We start from the raw sequence: 22,650 nt of genomic DNA, 5'->3' as shown, positions 1-22,650 counted from the left end.
GTCGCCCGTGCGCGTCCGTCAGACCCTCGCCACCCTGCTGCTCGCCGTGGCCGCGCTGTACTCCCCGGCGCCGCATGCGGCGGCCGCGGCACCCGGGCGGGACACCGCGCCGCCCGCGTTCACGATCTCCGGCATCGACCTCCACGACGGCCAGCTCGCCAAGTTCGGCGACACGTACTACCTGTACGGCACGATGTACGCCTGCGGCTTCGAGTGGCTGGTCAGGAGCACCCCCTGGTGCGGCTTCGGCGTCTCCACCGCGCCCACGCCCCGAGGCCCGTGGAGCACCCCCAGGCAGCTCTTCGACCCCACCACGGTGGACCCCTGGACCGACGACTCCTGGCAGGACACCTGCGGCTCCACCGGGCAGGGCTGCTTCAACCCGCGCATGATCCGGCGCTCCGGCTGGGGCCGCGACGACGGCGCGTTCGTGCTGTGGTTCAACAGCCCCCGGCACTACACCGTCGACAAGCGGAACAACGCCTACAACACGATGGGCTGCGCCTCCGCGGCCGGACCCTGCGGCCCCGGCGCCGCCCCCGACGGCTGGTACCGCAAGCCCGCGCTCCGCGTCTGCGCCGGCAACGGCGACTTCGGCTTCATCGACTCCGGCACCCCCGGCGAACCCCCCGCCCTGGTCTGCACCCTGCCCGGCGCGGCGCAGCTCAACATCGAGCAACTCGACCCGTGGGGGAGCGGCGGCAGCGGCGTCGGCGTCCGCAAGGTCGCCGGACTGCGCAAGGTCGAGGGGCCCGGCGGCTACTGGGACCCCGTCGCGCGCCTGTACGTGCTGACCTACGCCGACCCCGCCTGCGGCTACTGCGCGGGCACCCCGGTCGGCTACGCCACCGCACCCTCGCTCTACTCGGGCTGGGAGGCGCCGGGCAACGTCGGCTGGAGCGCGCCCGCGAACGGGCGGCGGGTCTTCGACGCCAGCAGTTGCGGCGGCCAGCCCCGAACCGTCTCCGTCGTCGACGGCCGGCCCTGGCAGGTCATCGACCTCTGGCTCGGCACCCGCAACGAGGCCGCCGCCGCCACCCATCTGGTGCCGCTCGCCTACACGCCCACGGCGGGCGTCGCCGGGGACGGCGGGGTGTGGCGCCCGCCGCTCGCGCTCGCCTGCTGAGGTGAAGGACGCGGGCGCGCCAGGAGTGGCGCTGCGCCGCCGGGGGCGGCGGCTGGTGGGATGTGCGCGCCGACCACCATCCCCGAAGGGACCACCTATGACGCCCCGTCACCCCGGAAGCCAGCCCGCCCGCTCCTCCGTCCGCACCGGGCGCGCGCTCGCCGTCGGGGCCGTCCTCGGCGGACTGCTGCTCGGCGCGGCCGCCCCCGCCGTCGCCGCCGGGCCGGGCAGCGCCGCCGCCGGACCGGCCCGGACCGCCGCCGAGCGGACCGCCGCCACCACCGTCACGGTCAGCGGGAGCGGGCGGGCGTCCGCCGCGCCCGACCTGGCCGTGGTCTCGGTCGGCGTGGAGGCGACCCGGGCGACCGCCAAGGAGGCGATGGCCGCGCAGAGCGAGGCGGCCAAGGCCCTCCTCGCCGCCCTGCGCGCCCAGGGCATCGCCGACCGGGACATCCGCACCGAGAGCCTGTCCCTCTCGCCCGTCTACACCCAGACGCCCGAGGGCGAGAGCAAGGTGACGGGCTATCAGGCCGGGCAGAGCTTCTCCGTCAAGGTCCGCGACATCGACAGGGCGGGGCAGGTCATCGGCGCGGTCAGCGACGCGACCGGCGACGCGGGGCGGGTCAACGGCGTCTCCTTCGACGTCTCCGACCCGACCGCGCTGCGCGCGAAGGCGCGGGAGGCGGCCTTCCGCGACGCCCGCGACAAGGCCGCCCAGCACGCCGCGCTGAGCGGTCGGCGCCTCGGCCGGCTGGTCTCCCTCACCGAGGGCGACAGCGTCCGCCCCACCCCCGGCGCCCTGCCCAGCGCCCCCGCCGACGGCGGCGACAGCGTCCCCCTCGCCCCCGGCGAGATCGAGGAGCACGTGTCGGTGACGGCGGTCTACGAGCTGGTCTGAGGCGCCTCGGCCGCCCCCGCCGGGCCCGCACCGGCGGGGCCGGGCCGGGCGGTGTCCGGGCGACACGCGTCCGGGCCGCCCCTGCCCGCCAGGCCCAGCTCGCGGGTCAGGGCCTCGTCCGCCCAGGACAGCAGGGTCGCGCGGGGAAGCGCGCCGGCGTAGGCGGTGCTCTGGACGGCCAGGCCGTCCAGGAAGGCGGTGAGCCGCCAGGCCGTGCCCGCCGGGTCCCGGCAGGTGAACTCGCCGGCCGCCGCGCCCTCCGCGATCACCCGGGCCAGCGCGGCCTTCCACTCCCGGTCCAGCGCCCCGGCGACCTCGCGCAGCGCCGGTTCGCGCAGCGAGACCGCCCAGCCCTCGATCCACAGGCGCCAGCCCTTCGCCCGGCCGGTCGGGGCGTACCAGCGGACCGCCGCCCGCAGCCGGCGCAGCGCCGGGGCGGGCCGGTCCAGCACCCGGCGCAGCCGGACCAGGTCCTCCTCGGCCGCGTGCGCGAAGGCCGCCGCGACCAGCTGCTCCTTGCTCGCGAAGTGGTAGACCACCAGCGCCGCGCTGACCCCGAGGTCCGCCGCCACGTCGGCGATCCGCAGCGCCGCGACGCCCCGGGCCTCGATCCGGGCGACGGCCGCGCGCAGCAGCGCCTCGCGCCGCCGGGCAGGGTCCAGCCGCACGCGCGCCACGTCAGTACCAGCCGTAGCGCTCGGCGATCTCCGGCAGCCGTTCCTCCACCAGGGCGTGCGCCGCCGCGCGCGGGCCGGCGCCGTCCGCGTCCGCGCGGTCGAGCACCTGCCCGACGAGCCTCCGCATCGCTCTCCTGACCTGCGCGAACGCCGCGTCCGCGTCGGCCTCCACATCGCCGAAGAGGGTCCACCACCACCAGGCGTTGGTGCCCGAGTTGACGACGACGTCCGGCAGCACCGTCACCCCGCGCGCGGCCAGCAGCCGCTCCGCCTCCGGGAGCACCGGCATGTTCGCGGCCTCCACCACCAGCCGCGCCCGCACCCGCTCCTGGTTCGCCGCGTCCACGGCGTACGAGACGGCGGCCGGCACCAGCACCTCCGCGTCCACGCCCAGCCACGCGTCCCCGGCCTCCTCGCGGTCCCCGGGCCGCAGCGCCGCCCGGTCCACCGCCCCGTACGCGTCGCGCGCCGCCAGCAGCGCCTCGACGTCCAGACCCGCCGGGTTCACGATCGTGCCCCCGACGTCGGCGACCGCGACCACCCGCAGCCCCGCGCGGGCCAGGAAGCGCGCGGTGGCCCCGCCCATCGTCCCGAAGCCCTGCACGGAGACCCGCGCCCCGGCGTACGGCGTGCCCGCCCGGTCCAGGGCCGTCAGCGCCGCCTCGGCCACGCCGCAGCCGCCGACCAGCTCGTCCAGGCCGATCCCGTCCACCTCCAGCGCGAACGCGTCGGCGAGCCGCGCGCGGGCCGCCGCCTCGTCGTCGAGCAGCGGGTACACCGCCTGGACCGACGAGACCAGCCCCGCCTCCGCCGCCGCCCGGTCCACCAGGTCCTGGGTCAGTCCCAGGTCCTCGCCGGTGGTCCAGAAGCGCTCGATGTACGGGCGCATCGCCCGCAGGTAGCGGACCAGCACCCCGTACGCCTCGGGCGAGCGCGGATCACAGTCGATGCCGCCCTTGGCGCCGCCCAGCGGCACGTACCGCGCGGCGGGGTCGTAGTGCAGCGCCTCCTTCATCGTCATCCCGCGCGCCAGCCCGGCGACCTCCTCGGCCGTGCACCCCTCGCGCATCCGCAGCCCGCCGCTGGCCACCCCGCGCACCAGCCGGTCCACGACCAGGTGGCCGCGGCGGCCGGTCACGTGGTCGGTCCAGTCGACGCTCAACAAGGGGGCGGCGCTCATCGGCGTACTCCTCGGTACTCCCGGGTGCTCCCGGCTCTACTGAATGGCGGTTCAGTATCACCGATCGTCCGGGCGCCGGACCCGGCGGGCCGCCCATAATGAGAAGATCCTCGACTTTCAGGAGGTCCTGTGACCGGCACTGGCCCCGACCACTCCCTGCGGGCACGGCTGCGCGCGCTGCGCCCCGAGGCCTTCGGCGCCGACCCGACGGGCGAGCGCCTCGCGCGCATCCGCCGCTCCCCGAACTACGCGGACGGCGTCTTCCAGAACCCGGAGCGGGCCCGGCACCGGCCGTCCGGTTCCACGGTCGAGTTCGCGAAGATCTACTTCGAGAAGGAGGCGCGGGCGCGCCGAGCCCCCACCGGCACGATCCCCGTCCACCCCACCACCCTCGCCGACCTGGCCCGCCCGCCCGCCTCGGGCCTGCGGATCACCTGGATGGGGCACTCCAGCGTCCTCGCCGAGATCGACGGCCGCCGGGTGCTCTTCGACCCGGTCTGGGGCGACCGCTGCTCCCCCTTCGCCTTCGCCGGCCCCAGGCGCCTGCACCCCGTGCCGGTACCGCTGGCCGCGCTCGGCCCGGTCGACGTCGTCGTGATCTCCCACGACCACTACGACCACCTCGACCTGCCGACGATCAAGGCGCTGGCGGGCACCGGCACCGTCTTCGCGGTGCCGCTCGGCGTCGGCGCCCACCTGGAGCACTGGGGCGTGCCCGCCTCGCGGCTGCGCGAGCTGGACTGGACCGAGTCCACCGAGGTCGGCGGCCTGCGGCTGACCGCGACCCCGGCCCGGCACTTCTGCGGCCGTGGGCTGCGCAACCAGCAGCACACCCTCTGGGCCTCCTGGGTCGTCGAGGGCCCGGAGCACCGGATCTACCACAGCGGCGACACCGGGTACTTCTCCGGCTTCGCCGAGATCGGCGCCGCGCACGGTCCCTTCGACGCCACCATGATCCAGATCGGCGCCTACTCCGAGTACTGGCCCGACATCCACATGACCCCGGCCGAGGGCGTCCGCGCCCACCTCGACCTCCAGGGCGGCGCCCCGCACGGCGTCCTGCTGCCGATCCACTGGGGCACCTTCAACCTCGCCCCGCATCCGTGGGCGGAGCCGGGGGAGTGGACGCGGGACGCGGTCGAGGAGGTCGGGCAGGCGGTGGCGTTTCCTCGTCCTGGTGAGCCGTTCGAGCCGGCGGGGAGGCTGCCCGCGGATGCTTGGTGGCGGGGAGTGTCCCAGCCGATCGCTCATCCGTGGCGCCGGCCGAAGTCGGCGCAGATCCCTGTCGAGGCGTCCGAGCGTGATCTCGACCTGGCGGGTGATCGGTGACGTCGGGTGAGGACGAGCGGGGCAGGGTCGTGGCCCCGTTGACTCGCCTCTCGGGCGAGGAGCGTGGTCGTGCACTGCGTGCTCATGTACGAACCGGCCTGGTCCACTGACGGGAATCGCGTCGTCATCGCCCAAGTGCTCACACTTCTCGCCACCTCAGTGCTCCTTCTCACCCGTGGTCGCCGACGGGGCCACGCCGGACCTCCGGCATACCGGCGTGGCGGGCCCAGAGGACCAGCGGGACCTGGAGGGGAAGCCGCGCGTAGGCAACGGCTCTCGCCGTTGCCGAGCGGTCACGCCAGTCGTAGGCCATCTTGACGTTCGCCGGGAACACTCCGGCGAGGAACAGAGCGGTCGCGTGGGCGCTCGCCCTTCGGGTCGCCGGCAGCGCGAGACCGGCGGCCAGGGCCAGCTCGGCCACGCCGCTGGCCGTGGTCCAGGCCCGGGGGCTGCCCGGTAGAGAGCGCGGCACGATGGAGTCGAACCGCGTGGGGGCGGCGAAGTGAGCGAGGCCCGCCGAGGCCATCAGACCGGCGAGCAGAAGCGCGGAACGAGCAGAGGACATGGGGTTCCTTCGATCAGGAGACAGCAGGGCGTAGGAGCCGGCGTCCGGGAGACCGATCAGCTGCGGCGGCGGCGCGGACGGATCGGGTGACGCTCGCCGGCGGACGGGACGAACATGACGGCGTCCAGCGGCCCGGCGCCCCACATCGTCTCCGGGTCAGAGGCGCCGGGCGGGGCTGCCAGGCCGAGCACGTCGGCTGTGCCGCGGGCGGCGAGGCTGTGCCAGAGGCGTGAGCGGCCGATCATGGTGTGGCGGCCGCCGGGCATGCGGATGCCTCGGACGCGGGCTCCGGCCGCCTCAGCGCGGCGCAGGCAGGCCCAGGTGTCGGTGGCGGACGTGACCGGGTCGGCTGGGTCGTGGAGGGCGATCACGGTGCGATGCGCCAGGTGGGTGACCGGCTCACCGGGAGGGCACCAGGGAGCGAGTGCCACGACGCCACGGACGTGCGGATCGTCGGCGGCGCGCAGCGCGGCACGGGCGCCCATCGAGTGCCCGAGCAGCACCACGGGCAGAGGGCCGGCCAGGTCGGCAAGGTCGGCCAGGGCCCGGCGCGTGTCGTGGACGGGGTCGGCCCGTTCTCCGTTCCAGCCGCGCGTCCGGTAGCGGACGTACCCGATGAGGACGTCGGCGTGGCGGGGGTCCTGGCCGAGCGCACGGGCGAAAGCCCTCATCCTCAGGTCGGGGAGGTTGAGGGGCGGCGGGGGCGCGAGGGAGTCGGCACGTCCGCCGTGCAAGAGCAGGACCGCACCGGCCGCGGGCAGAAACCGGGGCTCGGGCAGGTGGAGAGCGGGGAAGGCGCTGCTTCGCTCGGATCTGCTCATCGCGTCCTCTCCGGTGTGCCACGAGCGGTTCTCCGGGGTGGCAGCGGGAGGAAGCCGCTGCTGCGGGCCGCGCAGACGGCGAGGTTGACGCCGAGGGCGCCCCAGGCGGTGCCGTTCACGCCGGCCCCGCCTCGGCGTACCAGGCTGCGGGGGTCGCCGGCATGCCGGACGCCCCCTCGCGGGCGGGCCGCACGGCGAGGATCTGGTCGACGCCCATGCGGCGTTCGGAGAAGGCGAGCGACGCGCCGGCCAGATAGAGCCGCCAGACGCGGGCGGTGGTCGTTCCGACGAGGGCCTCGATGTCGCTCCAGCGCTGTTCGAGGGTGGAGCGCCAGGCGTCGATGGTGGTCGCGTAGTGCTCGCGGAGCGATTCGACGGAGCGGGCCTCCAGACCGGAGGTCTCCAGCACGTCCACGGTGCGGCCCACGGGGCGCATGTGCATGTCGGGGGCGATGTACGTCTCGATGAACGCCCCGCCGCCGGGTGCGTGGGAGCCGCGGGACATCTGCTGGACCAGGAGGCGGCCCTCGGGGCGCAGCGCGTCGTGGAGTGCGGAGGCGAAGGCGGGGTACTCGGCGTCGCCGACGTGTTCGCCCATCTCGACGGCCGCGGCCGCGTCGTAGCCGCCGCCGTCGATGTCGCGCCAGTGCCGCAGCTGGACGTCCACGAGGTCGGACACTCCCTCGCGCGCGGCGCGCGCGGTGACGAACTCGTGCTGGGCGCGGGAGAGGGTGACCGCGGTGACGCGGGCTTCGTGTGCGCGCGCCGCGTGGACGGTGAGGGAGCCCCAGCCGCAGCCGACGTCGAGCAGCCTGTCCCCGGGGCCCAAGCCGAGTTTGCGGCAGATCAGGTCGAGTTTGTCGCGCTGCGCGTCGGCCAGCGTGTAGGCCGGATCGTCGGGCCGGGTCCAGTAGGCGCAGGAGTACGCCATCGTCTCGTCGAGGAGGAGGGCGTAGAAGTCGTTGGAGAGGTCGTAGTGATGGCTGATGCCCGCGCGGTCCCGCGCGACGCTGTGCAGGCCGCCGGTCAGGCGGGCCCGCCCGTCGGGGCGCTTCGGGGGCGGTCCGAGAGCACCGAGGCGTACGGCGAGGGCGGTGGCCGCGGCCAGGCCCGCCGGTCCGGGGCGGGTCGCGGGCCGGTCGCGGACGTTTCGGCCGGCCGTGGAGAGGGCGTCGGCGAGGTCGCCCTCGACGTCCAGGTCGCCGGTGACGTACGCCTCGGCCAGGCCGAGCTCGCCCGGTTGCCACACAAGGCGGCGCAGCGCGTCGGGCGAGCGGAGGGCCACCAGGGGCGCGTCGGCGGGGCCCGTCTGGCTGCCGTCCCAGGCCCGGACGCGCACGGGGAGCGGCCCCGGGAGGAAGTGGCCGAGGAGTTGCGCGAGTCGGTCGGCGGCGGGGCTCATCGGGGGGTCCCTTCGGTGAGAAGAAGCTGGCGGACGTCGAGGTAGCGGGAGTGGAATCCGGCTTCCGAGCAGGCGAGGTAGAACTCCCACATGCGCTGGAAGACCGGGCGGTTGCGGGCGGGCCTTTCATGACTGTCGAGTCTCTGCGCGGGTGCGGGCGGCCGGTCAGGTGGGCAGGGCCATCAGGAGCAGGGGGTCGGTGGTGGGCTGGGGAGAGCCGCCGTCGGGTTCGAGGGTGAGGCCGACGGCGCCCGCGTCGGCGGGGTTCCCGGCGAGGATCACCGTGCCGTCGTGGTCGATGAGTCCGGCCGGGCGCATGGTGCCGTCGTGGTCGAGCCACAGCTGATAGGTCTTCCCGGCACCGGGCGCCGGCAGGTTGGCGGCGGTGAAGACGGCCTGGTTCCGCTGCTCGGACGCGACGACGGTGGTCACGGCGCCGTTGGCCGCCTTGCCGTGCGCGGTGCGGGCATCGGGGGCCGCCAGGACGGCACTGACCGCGTCGAGCTGCTGCTGGGCCTGGCGGGCCTGCTGCTCCAGCTCCTGTCCGTTCTGTGTCTGCCAGACCGCGACGCCTCCCAGCACGGCGGCGGCCACGCTGGCGGCGAGCGCCCAAGGCACCGCACGACGACGCAGGAAGCCACCGAGGGCGGGCACCGCCCTGGGCGCGGGGACACGCGGGGGCAGCTGGCGTACACCGTCGATGGCGGCCATGACCTGTGCCTTGGTCGTGGCCGGGGGAGTCTGGGAGACGGCCACGGCCAGGCGCGCCGTGGTGGCCTCGAACTCGGCTGCTTCCTGCCGGCATGCCTCGCACGTCCGGAGATGGGCGTCGAAGTCCTTGTGTTCGTCGTCGTCGACTGCGCCCAGGGCGTAGGCGGCGGCGAGGGCGTGGAGGTCGGAGTGGTGCTGGTTCATGTGGTCACCCCCATGCAGTCGCGGAGCCGGATCAGTCCGTCGCGCATGCGTGTCTTGATGGTGGGAAGCGGCGTGTGCAGGCTCTCGGCGACCTCACGGTAGGTCAGGCCCTGGTAGTAGGCGAGGGTGACGGCCTGGCGCTGGAGTTCGGTCAGGCCGCGCAGGCAGCGGCGTACCTGTTCGGACTCCAGGCGGGTCTCGACCTGTTCGGCGACCTCGTCGAAGGCGGTGGTGTGCTCGCGGGCCGCCCGCGCGTGTTCGCGGTCGGTGGCGGCCTGGGCGGAGCGGACCCGGTCGACGGCCCTGCGGTGGGCGATGGTCGCTGCCCAGGTTCTGACGGCGCCTGCTTCGGGCCGGTAGCGGGCGGCCTGCCGCCACAGGTCGATCATCACCTCCTGGGCCACCTCCTCCGACTGGGACCGGTCGCGTACGACTTTGAGCACGATGCCGAACACCAGGGGTGCGAGGGCGTCGTAGAGGGCGGAGAACGCCTGCTTGTCACCGTGGGCGACCTGCCGCATGACCTCGGTGAGGTCGTTGCGGCCGGTGTCGGTGGGGCGGTCGGCGCCGAAGGGAATCGGTTGGTTCACCTTCGCCGCTCCGCCCGTGGGGAGAAGGCGCAGGGACGGCGGCCTGGGCCGGCCGTCGGGGGGCGGGGCGTCCATCGCATGCCGCTCCTTGTGTCGTCGCTCGTACGGTGCCGGACCGTCCCCGGAGACGGTCCGCTGTGGGGAATCTGTTCGTGTGTCGCCCGTTCTTCGTAGCGGACGGCCTTGCGGATGGGCGGGCTCTTCGCCACCTGCGCCACCTGCGGGTAACCCGTTCGAGGGACGCGGAGCGCCGGCACCAAACCGGCGGGAGAACAGTCGCGAACACCATGCGTGAGGGGCTCCCGAGGAAGCTCACGGGATACCTCACCGGCCGTACGGGATCTCTGGGCGGCCGCCATCCTCACGAAAGGTGCAAAACATGGTGCGTGTGCGACGAGGTCTGGCCGTTGCCCTGGCCGCCGGCGCGGTCGTGGTGGCCGGAGGCTCGGTGGCGTCCGCCGACGCGGGCGCGCAGGGCGTGGCCGCGTACTCGCCCGGCGTCGGCTCCGGCAACCTCATCCAGGTGCCCGTCCACATCCCGGTCAACGCCTGCGGCAACACCGTCAGCGTCATCGGCCTGCTGAACCCGGCCTTCGGCAACACCTGCGTCAACGCCTGACCGACCGCCGAGGGCAAGAGCCCCGGTCCGCCGCCGACAAGACGGGGCGGCGCGGACCGGTGACCCTCCGGACTGCCGGGACACGGTGACCGTCTCCCCGTCCGGTCCGGGCGGGTCTGCTGCGGGTGGCTGTCGGCACAGCCACCCGCAGCACCTACGAGGGCCACGCGGGCTACCAGGTGAGGACCGCGATGACCTGTTTGCCACGGTCCGAGGGACTGACGAAGAGATCCGCGCCCAACGCTCGGACGATCTTCAGGCCACGCCCGCTTTCGGCGGTCTCCTCCGGCTCGCCTTGCAGACCGGGCAGGCCGACGGATCCGTCGCTGACCGCGATGCCTACCCGCCCCTTCTCCATGCTGACCGTGAGCGCGTAGGGCCCTCGGGCGTGCGTGACAGCGTTGGCGACCAGTTCGGAGACGATGAGTACGAGGTCTTCAGCGACCGGGTCAGGGCACAGGGCCGGTTCCAGGGCCAGCATGCGTGCGGCGATCTGGCGGGCATGCCCGGTGGCCTGGACACCCGGCGGAAGCTCAACGTGCGCTGTGACAGGAGGCTCGCAGGACGTGAATGCGGTGTCTGTGATCACTCCTGGCCGTGGGTGGCCGCCTGGACCGGAGCCCGGGCGGAGAGCGCGGGGGTGAGGCACAAGCAGTGCCGGAGCTCCACGACGGCTACCGCTTCTTCGCCCGGGCGCAGCCGCCGCACCGGAACCACCAGCCGTGGCACCGGCTCCCGGCCCTTCGTGACCGCTGAGGACGTCGCGGACAGCGTCGACCCCCCGCGCGCCGTGGCGGAAACACCCGGCACGGTCGCGCCGGCCAGCAGCCCGACCGGGGCCGCTGAGGCCATCAGCCTCAGCACGTGCAGACATCCCGGCCATCATGCACACCTCCCTTGACCTTCTCGGCGTGGAACCGGTGTGCAGCCCATCTGGACCTCACGTAGAAGATTCGGGACGAACCACTCCGTGGATTGCGTCAAGACGGCGGCCCGGCAGAACCCCTCGGCCTGGCCTACTCCCCGCTCCTGGGCGCAACGCTGCCGACGGGCCGATGACAGCGATCGGCCCGCGTGCGCGGCGGCTGTCACGACGGACGAGCGCCTTCACTCCTTCGCCACGTGGGCCAGGGGTCATCAACGCGGCGACAACAGCTGAACGGACACCCTCGTCATCAGCCCTGCACTGTTGCAACCGAGTTGCGACAAGCGGAAGTCGGTTCATTCGGGCTAAGAGTGACACCGCGTGTCGTCCCCGTCTCGAAGGCGGGGCCAGAAATCCTCTGACCTGCGCAATTAGCGCGTCTCACGGGCCCGGACGCGTCGGCGGCGGACGGCGGGCAGGTGCGCGGCGATGTCCGGGCGTGGTTTCCTTCGCCCTGCGCAGCCCTGCGCGATGGTGTGTCCGGGCCTGGTCAGTCCCCGTTGCCTTTCCTGACCCTGCCCTGGCAGCGCGAACCTCCCGTTCGCCGCGGTGCCGACCGCCACCCGACAAGCCCCTGGCGACACCGCCGCCCGCCCCGTCAGGCCGGGCCCGGTGCGCACCTTGCTGGGAAGGAAGCACCTCTTCGTGAAGGCAACACCCACGGCGTCCGGCCGACGCCGGATGCTGGACCACTCCCTGCTCGTCCTCGGCTCCGGCGCCCTCGCGACCGCCATGGCCGTCCTCGCTCTCGGCCCCGGCGTCAGTTCCGCCTCCAGCCACCGCGAGGCTCCGCTGATCGCCGGCGATCCACGCGCCGACAACACCGACGTCTACGCGTTCACCAGCCCCGACAAGTCCGACACCGTCACCCTGGTGGCGAACTGGATCCCGTTCGAGGAACCGAACGGCGGGCCGAACTTCTACGCCTTCGGCGAGGACCTCCGCTACAACATCAAGATCGACAACACGGGTGACGGCAACGCCGACGTCACCTACACCTGGCGGTTCAAGAACCGGATCCGCGACGACGCGAACCAGTTCCTCTACAACACCGGCCAGGTGACCACCCTGGACGATCCGGACCTGAACTTCCGCCAGGTCTACGACCTCATCGAGACCCGCGGCAGGAAGAGCAGGGTCCTGCTGTCCGACGTGCCGGCCGCCCCGTCGCGCGTCGGCCCCGCCTCCATGCCGGACTACGCCTCCCTGCGCGCCCAGGCCGTACGCGGTCTGCCGGGTGGCGGGAAGGCGTTCGCCGGCCAGGCCGAGGACCCCTTCTTCGCCGACCTCAGGGTCTTCGACCTGCTGTACGGCGGCAACCTGTCCGAGCGCGGGCAGGACACCCTGGCCGGCTACAACGTCAACTCCGTCGCCCTGCAGATCCCCAAGAAGTTCCTGGCACTCGACTACACCCCCGCACGCAACCCGATCGTGGGCATCTGGTCCACCACCGACCGCAAGGGCGTGCAGGTCTCCGACTCCCGCACCGGGCACGGCGACAAGTGGAAGCAGGTCTCCCGGCTCGGTAACCCCCTGGTCAACGAGGTCGTCGTCCCGCTGAAGTACAAGGACGCCTTCAACACCCTCAACCCCGACCAGGACCGCACCGTCCAGCCGGTCGTCGACAAGGTCCTCGACCCGATCCTGCCCAAGCTGATCCAGCAGGTCTACGGCGTCCCCGCCCCGCCCGCCCCGCGCAAGGACCTCGCCGAGATCTACCTCACCGGGATCTGCAAGGCGTGCGGGCCGATCCAGGCCGACCTCAACGCCCACCGCCTCAACCGTGACGCCGACCTCCGCCGCATCGTGCCCGCGGAGGAACTGCGCCTGAACATGGCCGTACCCCCGGCCGCGAACCCGAACCGGTACGGAGTGCTCGCCGGCGACCTGGCCGGGTTCCCCAACGGACGCCGCCTGACCGACGACGTCATCGACATCTCCCTCCAGGCCGTCGAAGGCGCCGCCCAGACCGGACAGCTGGTGCCGGCCCTCGCCGACGGCGACAAGGTCAACGCCAACGAAGTCCCCTTCGGCAACTCCTTCCCGTACCTGGCCCTGCCCCACACCAAGTCCGTCAACAGCGGACCCTCCGGCATGGCCAAGAGCAAGGAGAAGTCCGCGGCCTCCCTCGGCGGCGTGGGGGCCGTCCTGCTCGCGGCGGCCGGATGGCGGATGCGCCGCCGCAGCCGCGCCTGATGTGACGCCACCGCACCATCAAGGCTCCCGGGGCCGGACCACGACCGGCCTGGCCCCGGGAGCGCGTCATTCACGCAGGAAGACACCCTCCGATGACCCCTGACCCGCCCACGCCCGCCCGCGGCCGACACCGGCTGACGAAAGTCGGCATCACCCTCTCCCTGGGCATCGCGATGTTCGCCGCCGGAGCCGTACTCATCCACCCCGCCGTCCCTGGCACACCCCCTTCCCCCGCCTCCGCACCTCCCGGCGGGGCCGCCCGGTCCGCGGCTCCGGCTGCGGCGCTCACCGCTCGCCTGGAGCGTCTGCCGGGCGACTGGAACACCTGGACGGCCCTCGGGATGGCCCGCATCGAGCAGGCCCGCACCACCGCCGACCCCGCCCTTTACGCCGCGGCCGAGAAGGCCCTGCGCCGCTCCCTTTCCCTGCAGCCGAGCGGCAACAGTGGCGCCGAGACCGGCATGGCCGCGCTCGCCGCCGCCCGCCACGCGTTCACCGCCGCCCGCACCTGGGCCGACAAGGCCATCACCAGCGACCCCTACAACCCGGCCGCGTACGGGATCCTGGCCGACGCCCACACCCAGCTCGGCCACTACCGCGACGCCGAGCGGGCCGTGCAGAAGATGAACGACCTGCGCCCCGACGCAGCCTCCCTGGCCCGCGCCTCCTACGTCTTCGAGTTGCGCGGCAGCACCGGGCGGGCGGCAGAACTGATGCGGCGTTCCCTGGCCGCGGCCACCACCGACAGCGAGCGTGCCTTCGCCCACGCCTGCCTGTCCGGCCTCGCACTCGAGGACGGCGACGCGCGACAGGCGCTCGGCGAAGCCGGACAAGGGCTGCGAGAAGCACCGGCCGACCCCGCGCTCCTCGATGCCCGAGCACGCGCCCGCGCCGCCCTCGGCCAGACGAGACAGGCACGCGCCGACTGGCAGCACGCGACGGACATCGCGCCCCTGCCGCACCTCCTGCTCGCCCTCGGCGAGACGCACCAGGCTCTCGGGCACGACGAACAGGCCGAAGCCTCGTACGCCCTGCTCAGGGCCCAGGACACCCTGCGTATCGCCGCCGGCGGCTCGCCGGACACCGACGCCATCCTCTTCGAAGCCGACCACGGCAACCCCACGCGCGCCGTCGCCATGGCCGAGCAGGCCCTGCGCACAAGACCGTTCGTCGCCGTCCACGACGCCTACGCGTGGGCCCTGCACCGTGCCGGACGCAGCGAGGAGGCCCTCGCACACGCCGACCAGGCCCTCGCGCTCGGCACCCGGAACGCTCTGTGGCACTACCACCGGGCCGAGATCCACCACGCCCTGGGCGACGACCAGGCCGCCACCGCCGACCTGCGGTCTGCACTCGGTCAGGCTCCCGCACTCAACCCGCTGCACGCCGCCCAGGCGCGTGCCCTGTCCCAGCGAATCGGCACCCAACCATGACCCCAGCACGCCGCACCGCCGCCACAGCCGCCGTCTTGCTCACCGCCCTCTGCAGCCTGACCACCCCCGCCGCGGCAGCCGCACCGGCCCACCCCCTGGGCAACTTCACCGTCAACTACCACACCGGCCTCGTCCTGCACCCAGACCGCATCGACGCCACCGTCATCGTCGACCGCGCCGAGATCGCCGCCCTCCAAGAGCGCCCTCTCATCGACACCGACCACGACAACACCCTCACCGAAGCTGAGAACGCCCGGTACGCCCGCACCACCTGCACGGCACTGGCCGGCCAACTCGCACTGCGCACCGCCGCGGGCCCCTCCCGATGGAGCCCCCGGGCCGCGCAGCTCACCTGGGAGCCCGGCGAAGCAGGACTCAAGACCAGCCGACTCACCTGTACCTACACCGCTCCCGCCCCGCTGGAGCGCGGCGGCGCCATCAACGTCGACACTCACTACGACACCACCCGCATCGGATGGCGGGAGATCACCGCCAAGGGCATCGGACTACGCGTCACCGGAACCGATCTCCCCGCCACGTCCCCCACACAGGAACTCCGCCGCTACCCGCCGGACCCGCTCGCCACACCACTGGACCAGCGCACCGCCGAACTGCTGACCGCTCCCGCCGACGGCACCACCGACACCCCCACGCCTGCGGCCGGCCCCGCGGGGACATCCGCCGGCCGCGTCGCGAGCTGGTTCGACGCCCTCGTCTCCCGGCACGAACTCACCCTCCCCGTCGGCCTCCTCACTCTCCTCCTCGCCATCGTCCTGGGGGCCTCCCACGCCCTCCTGCCCGGTCACGGTAAGACGATCATGGCTGCCTACCTCGCCGGCCGCCGCGGAACCCGGCGCGACGCCGTCACCGTCGGCGCGACCGTGACCCTCACCCACACCGCGGGCGTCCTGGTCCTCGGCCTCGCCCTCCCCACGGCCACCCACCTCGCAGGCGAAACCATCCTGGCCTGGCTCGGCCTGACCAGCGGACTCATCGTCACCGCCATCGGCCTCTGGCTTCTGACCCGAGCCCTCCGCAACGAACCCGCCTCCGGCCACCACCATCACCCCCACGGACACAGCCACCATCACCACGGGCACGGCCACTCTCACGAGCACGAGCACGAGCACGAGCACGAGCACGAGCACGAGCACGGACACGGGACAGGCCACCATCAGGCTTCCTCGACAGAGCCCCGTGCCGGCGCGCCGGAATCCGCTGCTGCCGCCACCCGCACCCTCACCGTGCCAGCCCCGACACCTGCCTCTCACAGGACGCACCGGCATGTGCCATCCCAGCACACACATGCTTCTCGCCCTGCCGGGAAGGCGGGTCTGATCGGCATGGGCATCGCCGGTGGTCTCGTGCCCAGCCCCTCCGCCCTCGTCGTCCTCCTCGGAGCAGTCGCACTCGGCCGCACCGCCTTCGGCGTCCTCCTTGTCCTCGCCTACGGTCTCGGCATGGCGGCCACCCTCACCCTCGCCGGACTGCTCCTCCTCCACGTCGGACACCGCATCAAGAAAGCCGGCGACCACCCCCGGCTGCGTCGGATCGTGGGCACCGCCTCACGCATCGGACCGGTGGCCACCTCCGCCCTGGTCGTCGTCGTAGGGCTCGGACTGGCCGCACGAGCTCTGGCTCCCTGAGGCCGTCCCTGTTCCACCGCGCTTCACGTATCGCAGAGAAGACCCGTACGCCCCGGCGGCGACGCCCGCACCTGTCACGGCGGCCGGCTCAGGGCCTGGAGCGGCGGCCCGAGCGCGCAGGAGACCGCGCCGACTCCTTAGTCCGCGCCCCCGCACGGGATTCCGTTCGCGGGCGCATTCTCCGTGGGGCGGAGGCGTACACACGCCTCCGCCCCCTTCCGTTCGCCCCTCCCCGTGCGGTCCGAAAGGTTTCGGCCGACAGGTCTCGGCCTTTCGTGCGAAGGGTGCTAGCAGACCGGGGCTTCCTACGGGGTAAGTTTGCCAACTGCGCACCGCAGATGAACGGTTGACGACTACAGTGGCTGCTCGGTGATCATCGTTAGGGTCATCACATCCACGTGATTCACCTTCCTCGTTCAGCCGCGTTCAGCCTCGTTCAGCCCCGTTCCCCCCTGTTCCGCCCGACCGTTCTCTCCTGTAGTGCACCCCCCGTAGTACGCCGATTTCCGGGCACGTACCAAGGACACCCATGTCTCAACTTCGCGCACCCGCCCCGCGGTCCGAACGCCGCGAGGGCGGGCGCCACGGCCGGTCGGGCGCCCGCAACGCCGCCGGTCCGGCCGGCACCGGCTCCTCCCCCTCCCCCGTGCGGCTGCCCAGCGAGGCGCGCATACGTCCCCAACTGCTGCGCACCTCCGTGCTCCCGGCCGTCGCCGTCGCGCTCGGCGGAGCCGCCGCCGTGCTCTTCACCATCCGCTCCACCGGGGCCGAGGTCACCCCGGGCCTCTGGGCCGCCCTCACCGGCGCCGCCGCGCTCACGGTGGCCTCGGTGACCGCCGCCGCGCTCGGCGCCGACCGGGCCGCCAAGTCGGTCCTGGACCGCGCCAACGCGCTGCGCCGCACGAGCGCCCGGGCTCAGAGCGAACTGCGTACGGTCGTCGAACAGTTGCGCAGGGGGGAGAGCCCCGAGGCCCGGCCCGCGTTGCCGCCCGGCACCGGTTCGAGTGACGAATTCGACCTGCTCGCCCACGAACTGACGCGCTCTCACGAGGCGGCCGTCAGCGCCGTGGTCCAGGCCTCGCGGCTCTCCAGCAGCGTCGGAAACGAACAGAAGGTCGAGGTCTTCGTCAACCTCGCCCGCCGGCTCCAGTCCCTCGTCCACCGCGAGATCCAGCTCCTCGACGAGCTGGAGAACGAGGTCGAGGACCCCGAGCTGCTCAAGGGCCTGTTCACCGTCGACCACCTCGCCACCCGCATCCGCCGGCACGCGGAGAACCTCGCCGTCCTCGGCGGCGCCATCTCCCGCCGCCAGTGGTCCAACCCGGTGACCATGACCGAGGTGCTGCGCTCCTCCATCGCGGAGGTCGAGCAGTACCCGCGCGTGAAGCTGGTGCCGCCGATCGACGGTACGCTGCGGGGCCATGCCGTGGCCGACGTCATCCACCTGCTCGCCGAGCTGGTCGAGAACGCCACCGTGTTCTCCGCCCCGCACACCACGGTGCTGCTGCGCGCCCAGTACGTCACCGCCGGCCTCGCCATCGAGGTCGAGGACCGCGGCCTGGGGATGCCCGTCACCGAGCAGAACAAGATGAACGCCCTGCTCGCCGACCCCGACCAGGTCAACGTCGCCCACCTGCTCCAGGACGGGCGGATCGGACTCTTCGTGGTCTCGGCCCTCGCCCGGCGGCACGGCATCGCCGTCCGCCTCCAGTCCAACATCTACGGCGGCGTCCAGGCCGTCCTGGTCCTGCCGCAGGGACTCCTCGGCGTCGACCCCGAGGGCCTGGCCCGCACCGAGAACCGGGGCACGGCCGGGGCTGCCCAGGCCCCTCAGGCTCCCCAGGTCCAGCCCGCGCCCCCGGCGGCCCAGGCCGTCGCCGCGCCCGCCCCGGCCCCGGCGGTCGCCCCGGCCGCGGCCCCCGCCCCGGTCCGGGCCCCGGCCCCCGCGGCACCCCCCGTGTCCGTGCCCGCCCCCGCGCACCTGTCCGCGCCGCCCCCCTCGGCCGTACCGGCGCACGCACCGGCGCACGCGCACCCGACGGCGCACCTGCCGGGCCCCCCGCCCGCGCAGCAGCCGCCGGCCCCGCCCCGCCCGGTCTACGCCGAGACGGTCTCCGGCGCCGGCCTGTCCGGTGTCCCGTCCCAGCCGAGCCACGCCGAGCCCGCCGGGCCCGGCGGTGCCTACCCCGCCCCGGCGCCCGCGGTCCCCCCGGCCCCGCGCACCGGAGCGCCGAGCAGGCCCGTCCTTCCCAAGCGGCGCGCCCAGGAGCACCTCGTCCCGCAGCTGCGCGACGAGCCCGCGGCCCGCAAGCCCGAGGAGCACGCCCTGCACGACCCGGGTCTGATGGCCGCGTTCCAGCGCGGCATCGGACTCGCCGAATCCCAGCCCTCCCCCCGTGAACCGCTGCGTCCAGGCGACGCGCACAAGGAGTAGATGCACCATGGCGAGCAATGGGCCGCACGGCCATTCCTCGGATCTCGACTGGCTGCTGAGCGGACTGGTCCAGCGGGTCCCGTACACCCGCAACGCCGTTCTGCTCTCCTCCGACGGCCTGGTGAAATCCGTCCACGGCCTCGACCCCGACGCGGCCGACCACATGGCCGCCCTGGCCTCGGGGCTCTACTCGCTCGGGCGCAGCGCCGGCGCGCGCTTCGGCGACGGCGGCGAGGTGCGCCAGGTGGTGGTCGAGCTGGACTCCACCCTGCTCTTCGTCTCCACCGCCGGCTCCGGCACCTGTCTCGCCGTGCTGGCGGGCCGGGAGGCGGACGCCGCCGTGCTCGGCTACGAGATGGCGATGCTCGTCAAGAGCGTCCGCCCCTATCTGGTCACCCCGGCCAGACAGGCCGCCGGCGCGGCGGGCAGTGCGGGACAGTGACCATGGGGTCCCACCAGGAAGGACCCTGGCTCGACGACGCGGCCGGCCGGCTGATCCGCCCGTACACCGTCAGTGGTGGCCGGACGAAGCCGACCGCGGCGCTCGACCTGCTCTCCATGGTGATGGCGACCGGCGCCAGTCCCCAGCCGCACATGGGTCCGGAACACAGCCTCGCCCTCGGGCTGTGTGGCGGACCCACCTCGGTGGCGGAGATCGCGGCGCACTTACGGCTCCCGGCCGTCGTCACCAAGGTCCTGCTCTCCGATCTCGTGGACTGCGGGGCGATCACCGCCCGGGCGCCCCGGTTCCACGCCAACCCAACCGACCGTTCCTTGCTGGAGGCAGTGCTCGATGGCCTACGACAACGGCTCTGAGCGCCACGACAGTTTCGCCGCCGACCCCTTTCCCACCGCGCTGAAGATCCTGGTGGCGGGTGGCTTCGGCGTCGGCAAGACCACCTTCGTGGGCGCGGTCAGCGAGATCGAACCGCTGAGCACCGAAGAGCTGCTGACCTCGGTCAGCGCGGCCACCGACAGCCTGGAAGGCGTGGAGTCCAAGACCACGACCACGGTCGCCATGGACTTCGGCCGCATCACCCTCGACGCGCGCAACGTGCTCTACCTGTTCGGCACCCCCGGCCAGGAGCGCTTCTGGTTCATGTGGGACGAGCTCTCCGAGGGCGCCCTCGGCGCGGTCGTCCTCGCCGACACCCGGCGCCTCCAGGACTGCTTCTCCGCCATCGACTTCTTCGAGCGGCGGGGCATCGAGTTCGTGGTCGCCGTGAACGAGTTCGACGGCGCCTTCCGCTACGACCCCGACGAGGTGCGGTCGGCCCTCGACCTCAAGCCCACGGTGCCGGTGCTGCTCTGCGACGCCCGGATCTCCAGCTCGGGGATCCGCACCCTGCTGACCCTCGTCCAGCATCTGCTCACCACCATCCCGGCCGCGGTGCCGAGCTACGGAGCCACGACATGACCTACGACCCGACCGGTCATCTGCTGCTCACGCCCATCGACAACGAGGCGCCCGCCCGGGTCCGCCGACTGCACGAACTGGGCCTCGGCGAGCAGCCCGACCCGGCCTTCGACGAGTTCGCCCGGCGGCTGGCGGAGGTGACCGGCGCGCCCTTCTCGATGGTCAACTTCATCGACGAGAACCGGCAGTTCTTCGCCGGACTGCACACCCCGGCCGGCACCCACTCGGGCTCCGACCTGGGCGCGGCGGCGGCCGGAGCCGGGGGCGTCGGCCGCTTCATGGCCCGCGACCACGGCTACTGCCCGCACGTGGTGGTGCGCCGCAAGGCCCTGGTGCTGGAGGACGTCTGCGACTACCCGCGGTTCGCGGGGAACCCGGTCGTCGACGAGATCGGCATCCGCTCGTACATGGGCGCCCCGCTGATCGACCGCACCGGGATCGCGCTCGGCACCATCTGCGTGGTGGACACGGACGTGCGTCCCTGGGGGCGGGCGGGCCTGGAGACGATCAAGGCGATGGCCGCCGAGCTGGTGGAGCAGATCCACCGCCGCGAGGACGGCATGATCTGACGGCGTCCGGCGCCCTTCCGTACGGCCGGTCGCGCGCGTACGGGTGCCCCGGTGTTCGGCTTCGTCGCCGGACGCCGGGGCACGGTTCTTCGGTGGACATCTCCTCAGCAGCCCGCGGGTTCCCTGCGGACGACGTCGGACAGGCGCTCCGACCAGCTTCCCTTGTCCTGTCCCAGGGCGACCTCGGCGAGGCGCAGGAGCTGGATGTCGGAGGTGCCGGCGGGAGCGAACATGTGGTGCGCGTCGCGGAGGTACCGCTCGATGGGGCGGTCCGTGAAGAGGCCCGCGGCGGCGTGGATCTCCATGGCGTTGCGGCCGGAGTCGATGGCGGACTCGACGTTCACCAGTTTGGCGTTCATGAGCTCGGTGTCGCAGGACATCCCCTGGTCGAGCAGATGGACGGCATGGTAGGCGGCGAGCCGGGCCGTCATCAGACGCGACTGCATCTGGCCCAACTTGAGCTTGACAGTGGGCAGTTCCGCGATCGGCTTGCCGTAGCGGATCCGTTCGGTGGCAAACCTGGTGGTCTCTTCCAGGATGGCCTGATGGATACCGAGCGACACGGCCGTCAGATTGGCCCTGCCGTACAGGACGCTGGAGGAGTACGCGACGGCGAGGCCGTCCCCCTCGTCGCCGAGCCGGTTGGCGGCCGGCACCCGGCAGTTCTCGAAGATGAGTTCGCCGAAGCTGAACCCGTGCAGCCCCATGGCCTCGCGCTGCGGCCCGGTCCGGAAGCCCGGGCGGTCGGATTCGACCAGGAAGGCGGTGAGCCCCTTCGATCCCGGGCCGGTCCTGACCACGACCCCGTGGAGGTCGCCGACATGGCTGTTTCCGACGTAGACCTTGCTGCCGTTGAGGATGTAGTCGTCGCCGTCCCGCTCGGCGGTCGCGGACATCCCGAGGACATGGCCCCCGGATTCCGGTTCGGTGACCGCGATGGTCGGCAGGCATTCCCCGGCGGCGATGGCGGGGAGCCAGGTCTTGCGCTGTTCGTCGCTCCCGAAGTGCACGATCTTGGCCGTGCCCAGCTGCGAGGCCTGGACCATGGCGCCCATGGCTCCGCTGACCCGGGCGAGCTCCTCGATGATGATGGTCTTGGCGAGGTGTCCGGCGCCCATCCCGCCGTACTCGTGGCTGATTGTCGCGCCCAACCAGCCCTGCTCGGCGATCAGCCGGGACAGTTCGTGGTGGACCGAGCGCGACGCCTCCATCTCGGGTATCCGTGGCCGAACCTCACTCTCCGCGAACTCCCTCACAGTGTCGCGGAGTTGGTGATGCATACGACTGCTGAAGTAGCCGTCCATCCGAGTCCCTCCCCTGCTTATGCCCGCTCGTCTAGTGGTCCGAGCAGGTGGTGCATCGGCAGTGGTCCCGTCCCGAACAGGCCGACCACTTCATGGTGTTGATCTTTCTCGGGTGGATCAATATCGCCACCAAGTTTGTCTGAAACAGGAACGGTTGACGTTTGTATCCGACTGTGTTTGATGTGATGTTGGCCTGCTCAGTCCGACTGCAAGGACATTCCCCGAGGGCATCTTTCTGCCACATGCCAACGGCAACGGTTTCTGAGGCATATGGCGCCGAGGCCCCCGAAGTCGCCTCAGAGGCCCCTTTCACACCGCGTGAGCGCCATTCCGGAAAGGTCCTCCGAGGGGCGCACGGCCCGGAAACACGGGCTTCTTGGAGCTTCACGACCCCGCTGCGGAGTGCGCGCGCGGCATCAGGGGCGCACAGAGGCATTCACCGGCGCCGGGGCGCGATACAGAGCGTGAGGGGGCGTGGATGACGGTGTGCGCGCGGGCGCGTACGCCGTCGGTGCCGGGTGGAGCCGGGGGCGGAGATGATCGTCATTGATCGCTACCGATCACAGGCGATCGCACCCGCCCGTCGGCCGGTCGGCCTCGGTCG

Annotated in this window: 21 protein-coding genes; 12 read left to right on the top strand and 9 right to left on the bottom strand. The window is 72.9% G+C overall.

Features of this window, described 5'->3' with window-relative positions; genetic code table 11:
• The first annotated feature begins 7 nt into the window (after positions 1-7).
• A complete protein-coding gene (locus tag ACZ6J5_RS11325) occupies positions 8-1,126 on the top strand; it encodes a glycoside hydrolase family protein (protein WP_469390125.1) in 1,119 nt (372 codons plus the stop codon).
• 97 nt (positions 1,127-1,223) lie between these two features.
• Positions 1,224-2,024 (top strand): SIMPL domain-containing protein, encoded by an 801-nt coding sequence (locus tag ACZ6J5_RS11320; RefSeq protein ID WP_469390123.1) that lies wholly within the window; start codon positions 1,224-1,226, stop codon positions 2,022-2,024.
• Here the strand turns inward: ACZ6J5_RS11320 and ACZ6J5_RS11315 are convergent.
• Both ACZ6J5_RS11315 and ACZ6J5_RS11310 read right to left on the bottom strand, forming a co-directional pair.
• The gene (locus tag ACZ6J5_RS11315) at positions 2,009-2,701 is read right to left on the bottom strand and encodes a TetR/AcrR family transcriptional regulator (protein ID WP_469390121.1); all 693 of its coding nucleotides are present in this window, start codon (positions 2,699-2,701) and stop codon (positions 2,009-2,011) included. The genes ACZ6J5_RS11320 and ACZ6J5_RS11315 overlap by 16 nt on opposite strands.
• A 1-nt stretch (position 2,702) precedes the next feature.
• A complete protein-coding gene (locus tag ACZ6J5_RS11310) occupies positions 2,703-3,881 on the bottom strand; it encodes a Glu/Leu/Phe/Val dehydrogenase dimerization domain-containing protein (RefSeq protein WP_469390119.1) in 1,179 nt (392 codons plus the stop codon).
• Positions 3,882-4,010: 129 nt separating this feature from the next.
• Between ACZ6J5_RS11310 and ACZ6J5_RS11305 the strand changes: the two genes are divergently transcribed.
• The gene (locus tag ACZ6J5_RS11305; RefSeq protein ID WP_469390117.1) at positions 4,011-5,210 is read left to right on the top strand and encodes an MBL fold metallo-hydrolase; all 1,200 of its coding nucleotides are present in this window, start codon (positions 4,011-4,013) and stop codon (positions 5,208-5,210) included.
• 169 nt (positions 5,211-5,379) lie between these two features.
• Here ACZ6J5_RS11305 and ACZ6J5_RS11300 read toward each other — a convergent pair whose 3' ends face one another.
• The 5 genes from ACZ6J5_RS11300 to sigK all read right to left on the bottom strand — a co-directional run bounded on the left by ACZ6J5_RS11300 (position 5,380) and on the right by sigK (position 9,503).
• A complete protein-coding gene (locus ACZ6J5_RS11300) occupies positions 5,380-5,775 on the bottom strand; it encodes a DoxX family protein (RefSeq protein ID WP_469390115.1) in 396 nt (131 codons plus the stop codon).
• A 56-nt stretch (positions 5,776-5,831) separates the two neighbouring features.
• Positions 5,832-6,446: an alpha/beta fold hydrolase gene (locus ACZ6J5_RS11295; protein ID WP_469390113.1), complete on the bottom strand. Its 615-nt coding sequence runs from the start codon at positions 6,444-6,446 to the stop codon at positions 5,832-5,834.
• 265 nt (positions 6,447-6,711) lie between these two features.
• A complete protein-coding gene (locus tag ACZ6J5_RS11290) occupies positions 6,712-7,998 on the bottom strand; it encodes a class I SAM-dependent methyltransferase (protein WP_469390111.1) in 1,287 nt (428 codons plus the stop codon).
• A 165-nt stretch (positions 7,999-8,163) separates the two neighbouring features.
• The gene (locus ACZ6J5_RS11285) at positions 8,164-8,913 is read right to left on the bottom strand and encodes an anti-sigma factor (RefSeq protein ID WP_469390109.1); all 750 of its coding nucleotides are present in this window, start codon (positions 8,911-8,913) and stop codon (positions 8,164-8,166) included.
• A complete protein-coding gene (gene sigK / locus ACZ6J5_RS11280) occupies positions 8,910-9,503 on the bottom strand; it encodes an ECF RNA polymerase sigma factor SigK (protein WP_469390107.1) in 594 nt (197 codons plus the stop codon). Before sigK ends, ACZ6J5_RS11285 begins: the two co-directional genes overlap by 4 nt.
• 379 nt (positions 9,504-9,882) lie before the next feature.
• On the opposite strand from sigK, the gene ACZ6J5_RS11275 reads away from it, so the two are divergent.
• Positions 9,883-10,122 carry a chaplin gene (locus ACZ6J5_RS11275; protein WP_469390105.1) on the top strand — a complete coding sequence of 80 codons (240 nt, stop codon included), beginning with the start codon at positions 9,883-9,885 and terminating at the stop codon, positions 10,120-10,122.
• Positions 10,123-10,294: 172 nt separating this feature from the next.
• Here ACZ6J5_RS11275 and ACZ6J5_RS11270 read toward each other — a convergent pair whose 3' ends face one another.
• Entirely contained in the window at positions 10,295-10,996 is a 702-nt protein-coding gene (locus ACZ6J5_RS11270; RefSeq protein WP_469390103.1) for an ATP-binding protein, read from the bottom strand.
• A 732-nt stretch (positions 10,997-11,728) separates the two neighbouring features.
• On the opposite strand from ACZ6J5_RS11270, the gene ACZ6J5_RS11265 reads away from it, so the two are divergent.
• From ACZ6J5_RS11265 to ACZ6J5_RS11230, 8 genes are all read left to right on the top strand, one after another.
• A complete protein-coding gene (locus ACZ6J5_RS11265) occupies positions 11,729-13,243 on the top strand; it encodes a DUF4331 domain-containing protein (protein ID WP_469390519.1) in 1,515 nt (504 codons plus the stop codon).
• A gap of 92 nt (positions 13,244-13,335) precedes the next feature.
• Positions 13,336-14,676, top strand: coding sequence for a tetratricopeptide repeat protein (locus ACZ6J5_RS11260; RefSeq protein WP_469390101.1), 1,341 nt, complete (start codon positions 13,336-13,338; stop codon positions 14,674-14,676).
• Positions 14,673-16,322: a HoxN/HupN/NixA family nickel/cobalt transporter gene (locus ACZ6J5_RS11255; RefSeq protein WP_469390099.1), complete on the top strand. Its 1,650-nt coding sequence runs from the start codon at positions 14,673-14,675 to the stop codon at positions 16,320-16,322. Before ACZ6J5_RS11260 ends, ACZ6J5_RS11255 begins: the two co-directional genes overlap by 4 nt.
• Before the next feature lie 529 nt (positions 16,323-16,851).
• Entirely contained in the window at positions 16,852-18,756 is a 1,905-nt protein-coding gene (locus tag ACZ6J5_RS11250; protein WP_469390097.1) for a sensor histidine kinase, read from the top strand.
• Between the two features lie 7 nt (positions 18,757-18,763).
• Positions 18,764-19,198 carry a roadblock/LC7 domain-containing protein gene (locus tag ACZ6J5_RS11245; RefSeq protein ID WP_046911062.1) on the top strand — a complete coding sequence of 145 codons (435 nt, stop codon included), beginning with the start codon at positions 18,764-18,766 and terminating at the stop codon, positions 19,196-19,198.
• 2 nt (positions 19,199-19,200) lie between these two features.
• The gene (locus ACZ6J5_RS11240; protein WP_469390095.1) at positions 19,201-19,572 is read left to right on the top strand and encodes a DUF742 domain-containing protein; all 372 of its coding nucleotides are present in this window, start codon (positions 19,201-19,203) and stop codon (positions 19,570-19,572) included.
• The gene (locus ACZ6J5_RS11235) at positions 19,550-20,173 is read left to right on the top strand and encodes a GTP-binding protein (RefSeq protein WP_469390093.1); all 624 of its coding nucleotides are present in this window, start codon (positions 19,550-19,552) and stop codon (positions 20,171-20,173) included. The genes ACZ6J5_RS11240 and ACZ6J5_RS11235 overlap by 23 nt, the downstream gene beginning before the upstream one ends.
• Positions 20,170-20,742, top strand: coding sequence for a GAF domain-containing protein (locus ACZ6J5_RS11230; RefSeq protein WP_469390091.1), 573 nt, complete (start codon positions 20,170-20,172; stop codon positions 20,740-20,742). The genes ACZ6J5_RS11235 and ACZ6J5_RS11230 overlap by 4 nt, the downstream gene beginning before the upstream one ends.
• Before the next feature lie 104 nt (positions 20,743-20,846).
• Here ACZ6J5_RS11230 and ACZ6J5_RS11225 read toward each other — a convergent pair whose 3' ends face one another.
• Positions 20,847-22,046, bottom strand: coding sequence for an acyl-CoA dehydrogenase family protein (locus ACZ6J5_RS11225; RefSeq protein WP_469390089.1), 1,200 nt, complete (start codon positions 22,044-22,046; stop codon positions 20,847-20,849).
• Positions 22,047-22,650: the final 604 nt, after the last annotated feature.

The sequence above is a fragment of the Streptomyces sp. NPDC042100 genome, from assembly GCF_055582325.1.
Note: the sequence above shows the minus strand (reverse complement) of the source record. Positions and strands in the feature narration are given on the sequence as shown.

Excerpts from the sequence above, each read along its gene's own strand:
- ACZ6J5_RS11235 (WP_469390093.1), top strand. The coding sequence starts at position 19,550 with ATGGCCTACGACAACGGCTCTGAGCGCCACGACAGTTTCGCCGCCGAC.
- ACZ6J5_RS11255 (WP_469390099.1), top strand. The coding sequence starts at position 14,673 with ATGACCCCAGCACGCCGCACCGCCGCCACAGCCGCCGTCTTGCTCACC.
- ACZ6J5_RS11290 (WP_469390111.1), bottom strand. The coding sequence starts at position 7,998 with ATGAGCCCCGCCGCCGACCGACTCGCGCAACTCCTCGGCCACTTCCTC.
- ACZ6J5_RS11250 (WP_469390097.1), top strand. The coding sequence starts at position 16,852 with ATGTCTCAACTTCGCGCACCCGCCCCGCGGTCCGAACGCCGCGAGGGC.
- ACZ6J5_RS11260 (WP_469390101.1), top strand. The coding sequence starts at position 13,336 with ATGACCCCTGACCCGCCCACGCCCGCCCGCGGCCGACACCGGCTGACG.
- ACZ6J5_RS11300 (WP_469390115.1), bottom strand. The coding sequence starts at position 5,775 with ATGTCCTCTGCTCGTTCCGCGCTTCTGCTCGCCGGTCTGATGGCCTCG.
- ACZ6J5_RS11270 (WP_469390103.1), bottom strand. The coding sequence starts at position 10,996 with ATGTCTGCACGTGCTGAGGCTGATGGCCTCAGCGGCCCCGGTCGGGCT.
- ACZ6J5_RS11230 (WP_469390091.1), top strand. The coding sequence starts at position 20,170 with ATGACCTACGACCCGACCGGTCATCTGCTGCTCACGCCCATCGACAAC.
- ACZ6J5_RS11275 (WP_469390105.1), top strand. The coding sequence starts at position 9,883 with ATGGTGCGTGTGCGACGAGGTCTGGCCGTTGCCCTGGCCGCCGGCGCG.
- ACZ6J5_RS11285 (WP_469390109.1), bottom strand. The coding sequence starts at position 8,913 with ATGAACCAGCACCACTCCGACCTCCACGCCCTCGCCGCCGCCTACGCC.
- ACZ6J5_RS11265 (WP_469390519.1), top strand. The coding sequence starts at position 11,729 with ATGCTGGACCACTCCCTGCTCGTCCTCGGCTCCGGCGCCCTCGCGACC.
- ACZ6J5_RS11295 (WP_469390113.1), bottom strand. The coding sequence starts at position 6,446 with ATGAGGGCTTTCGCCCGTGCGCTCGGCCAGGACCCCCGCCACGCCGAC.
- ACZ6J5_RS11245 (WP_046911062.1), top strand. The coding sequence starts at position 18,764 with ATGGCGAGCAATGGGCCGCACGGCCATTCCTCGGATCTCGACTGGCTG.
- ACZ6J5_RS11240 (WP_469390095.1), top strand. The coding sequence starts at position 19,201 with ATGGGGTCCCACCAGGAAGGACCCTGGCTCGACGACGCGGCCGGCCGG.
- ACZ6J5_RS11225 (WP_469390089.1), bottom strand. The coding sequence starts at position 22,046 with ATGGACGGCTACTTCAGCAGTCGTATGCATCACCAACTCCGCGACACT.
- ACZ6J5_RS11310 (WP_469390119.1), bottom strand. The coding sequence starts at position 3,881 with ATGAGCGCCGCCCCCTTGTTGAGCGTCGACTGGACCGACCACGTGACC.
- ACZ6J5_RS11320 (WP_469390123.1), top strand. The coding sequence starts at position 1,224 with ATGACGCCCCGTCACCCCGGAAGCCAGCCCGCCCGCTCCTCCGTCCGC.